A 3763-nucleotide genomic window follows, 5' to 3' on the forward strand; every position below is an offset into this window, starting at 1 on the left:
TGAGCCTGTCCCTGAATTCTATAACAGGCTTCTTGCTTTAACGAGAATGACAAATAATGGTTTAAGCGATATGAACGTGATTGATGAAGCTGCCAAAATCAGACTAAATAATCTTGAAAATATATTAAGCTGGCTACTTTCCATATCTATCAAAGAGTTGAATAATGAACAGTTAAATAAAGAGGATTATGATTTTATAAAGAATTTTGACGAATATATTAATAGTGTGATTAATGATGTTGATGAGAAGGCTAAAAAGACTACAATAGTGGCAGATGTTCATACTGACCAAAATCCACCACAAGAGGTGTTAGAGGAAGCTACAGGCTATGTTAGATTATTAATTGCAGCATATTTATTACCAGATGGCAGAATATTAATAGGGGCTGGTCCAACTATGACTTACTATGAATTTATACAACCCATAGACAATAGATTGACTGATGAGAAATGGAGACAATTACTATCTACTACTCCACCAGAAGTACCCAAATGGATGTTTGACTATAGTTTCTATGAATAGATAAAGTTAAAAACTATTGTGTAAATAAAAATTCTAACTTACGAAGTTGGAAGGTTTGAGAAAATGGGTTGAAAGTTGAATAATAACACCAATATATTAAATATATTAATACAGAATTTATATTAATATTGTCCATAAAAATCAAGGAGGCTTTTTTTACTTCGCAAGTCCAACATAACAAGTCCAACATAAAGGGGTAAATAAAATAGATTAATAAGTTTTGATTATGGCAAGCATAATAAGCAGGTAAAGCATAATAGAAAATATTAGCAGATTCTTGGCAAAGGTTCACCAACAAGCTTTTCTAGACGTCTCGTTCCACCAAAAGATGTTTTTAATAGTAGAGAACCATCTCCAGGGATTACTTTACCTACAATTTTGCTATCAGGAAAATAATTATTATGCAAGTGACTTAACAGTTTATCAGCTACACTATCATCAACAACAAGTGCAGCACAACCTTCACAAGCTAAATAGAGAGGATCTAAGCCTAAAAGATTGCATATTGTTTTAACCTCACCACGTATAGGTATTTCCTTTTCATCTAATAAGATATTTAAATCTAAGTTTTCTATTAATTCTTTTAATATTGTTGCAAGCCCACCTCTTGTGGGATCACGCATTATTCTAATTTTGTTTAAATATTTGTCAGGGATTTCTAATAGTTGCAATAGTGATGCACAATCACTTTCCAAAGTCGTTTTAAAAGGCATATCTTCACGTGCTGATAAGACTGCAGCACCGTGGCTTCCTATACAACCAGTTACTATTATATTATCACCGGCTATAATATTTTTACTATCTAATTGCATATTCTTGTAAACATAACCTAAGCCAGTTGTATTTATAAATATTCCATCAACCTGATCTCTACCAACAACTTTTGTATCCCCTGCTACTATATTAACTGCAACTTTTTTAGCCTCAAAAGCCATAGAAGATACTATTTTTTCAAGCTCACCAAAGAGAAAGCCTTCTTCTATTATAAATCCAGCTGTCAAATATAGTGGTTTTGATCCACTAACTACTAAATCATTGATAGTCCCACAAATAGAAAGCTTGCCTACATCCCCCCCAGGAAAAAAGTATGGCTTTACTGTAAATGAATCTGTTGTAAGAGCTAATTCGCCTTCTATAGGAGGAAGTTTTGTGCCATCACCACGCTGTTTTAGATAGATATTATCAAAATATTTATAAAATATTTCTTCTAATAATTCATCAGTGTCTTTACCACCATCTCCATGGGTTAACTTTATTCTCTTGTTATTAATCATCTATTCTAATTACTATAAAGATAATATGCAGCACAAGCCCCTTCACTAGATACCATACAAGGTCCAATTGGATGTTTAGGTGTACAAATATTTCCAAAGAGTTCACATTCTATTGGAAGCACTCTGCCGATTATCACATCACCACAACGACAACCATCTATTTCTCTAAATTCAGATATTGGAAATTTAAAATAATACCTTGCATCAAATCTATTATAATCTTCATTTGGTTTTAGTCCACTTTGAGCTATTTTTCCTAAGCCTCTCCAATAAGCATCTTGGCTTTGAAACACCTCTAGTATTAAAGCCTTGGCTTTTTTATTGCCACATTCAGAGACTGCACGTTTATATGCATTTTCCACTTTACTAACACCATTTTCAATTTGTGAAAGCAGTAAATCTATACCTCTTAATAAATCTAATGGCTCAAAGCCTGTTATAACTGATGGAATACTGTACTTTTCTAAAAAGCATTTTAACATATTTTCTCCTAATATAGTACTTACATGTCCTGGCATGATTAATCCATCAATAGCTAATATTTTTGAGGAAAGCAATTTTTCTAAAGCAGGTGGTAGTTGTTTAACTGCTGGATAAATACTAAAATTATTAATCCCCTTTATTTTTGCATGCTTTATACTTAAGGCTATTAATGGAATAGTTGTTTCAAAACCTATTCCTAATAATACAACTTTTGAATTTTTATTTTTGATAGCAACTTTTAAAGCATCCATTGGCGAATAACAAACAACAATATTAGCGCCACAACTTCTTTCTACTTCCAAAGTAGTCTGGGTACCTGGAACACGCAACATATCCCCAAAGGTGGTTATAATTACATCCCTATTTTGGCTTATTGAAATCATTGCATCTATATCTCTTTGATCTGTAACACAGACAGGGCATCCTGGACCACTTCTTAAATCTAAATATTCGGATAATGCCCTGCGAATACCACTTTTTGATAATTCTACTGTATGAGTACCACAAACCTCCATTAAGGTAATTTTGCGATTTAGATGAGAAGATAATTTTTTTGCTTTTGCAAATACATGTTTAAAAGCACGATTATTCAATTCACCCTTAGAAAAATCCTCTAATATGTTCATTGCCACACGTCGCCATTTTCTTCATTAGCTAACAATTCTTTCCACAATTCTAAACTTTCTTTAGCAGCCTCTATATCTAAAATCTCAATGGCACAGCCTGCATGTATCAAAACATAGTCTCCTTCCTTTATATTATCTAATAGCTCAGTAGAGATTTTTTGACGAACACCAAGGCTTTCAACTTCAGCTTCATATTCATTATAAACCTTAACAACTCTCATAGGTACTGCCAAGCACATCTTTACCCCCTTTCAGCAGCTATTAATGCTTGTCCTAAACATAAACCTCCATCATTGGGAGGCACTAATCTATGTTGCAATACTTTTAAACCTTTTTGCCTAAGTTTTTTAGAGACATAACTTGATAAAAACACATTTTGCCAAACACCTCCAGAAAGGGCAACCCATTTAAGACCGCTTTTATGGCAAGCCTTAACAATAGCTGTTACAACTGCCTCACCAATTGTATAATGAAATTTTGCTGCAATAATGCTAGGATCAACCCCACCTAAATAATCACTACATAACTGTTCCCATAATACAGCTGGCTGCCATACTCTATTTTTTAAAGGTAGATCATATGATTCTTTGACCATTCCTTTCTTCAACTTTTCCCAAGCTAAATGTGAAAGCATAATTGCAGCTTGCCCTTCATAGCTATTTTTATGACAAATACCTAAAAAGGCTGCAACTGCATCAAATAATCTACCACACCCCCCTACTAGAGGAGTGTTAAATTTATTTTCTAATTGCCACATTACTAGCTCTAATTCGGAATTATATCTTTTAAATATTTCTTTTGCTGTCTTTCTGCCTTTTTCTTTTAGAAAGTACACTAAATATGCAACTGCTATACGC

The 3763-nt window shown here is 33.2% G+C and carries 5 protein-coding genes; 1 reads left to right on the forward strand and 4 read right to left on the reverse strand.

Going from position 1 to position 3763, the window contains the following annotated elements; genetic code table 11:
• The coding region (locus SVN78_09275) for a DUF3160 domain-containing protein (protein MDY6821796.1) at window positions 1-523 on the forward strand (523 nt) is incomplete at its 5' end.
• A gap of 266 nt (window positions 524-789) precedes the next feature.
• Here SVN78_09275 and hypE read toward each other — a convergent pair.
• From hypE to SVN78_09295, 4 genes are all read right to left on the reverse strand, one after another.
• The gene (gene hypE / locus SVN78_09280) at window positions 790-1797 is read right to left on the reverse strand and encodes a hydrogenase expression/formation protein HypE (protein ID MDY6821797.1); all 1008 of its coding nucleotides are present in this window, start codon (window positions 1795-1797) and stop codon (window positions 790-792) included.
• Between the two features lie 5 nt (window positions 1798-1802).
• Window positions 1803-2906: a hydrogenase formation protein HypD gene (hypD, locus tag SVN78_09285; protein MDY6821798.1), complete on the reverse strand. Its 1104-nt coding sequence runs from the start codon at window positions 2904-2906 to the stop codon at window positions 1803-1805.
• Window positions 2903-3145: a HypC/HybG/HupF family hydrogenase formation chaperone gene (locus tag SVN78_09290; protein ID MDY6821799.1), complete on the reverse strand. Its 243-nt coding sequence runs from the start codon at window positions 3143-3145 to the stop codon at window positions 2903-2905. The genes hypD and SVN78_09290 overlap by 4 nt, the downstream gene beginning before the upstream one ends.
• A gap of 2 nt (window positions 3146-3147) precedes the next feature.
• The coding region (locus SVN78_09295) for a carbamoyltransferase HypF (protein ID MDY6821800.1) at window positions 3148-3763 on the reverse strand (616 nt) is incomplete at its 5' end.

It is taken from the genome of Deferribacterota bacterium, assembly GCA_034189185.1.
Taxonomy (GTDB): domain Bacteria; phylum Chrysiogenota; class Deferribacteres; order Deferribacterales; family UBA228; genus UBA228.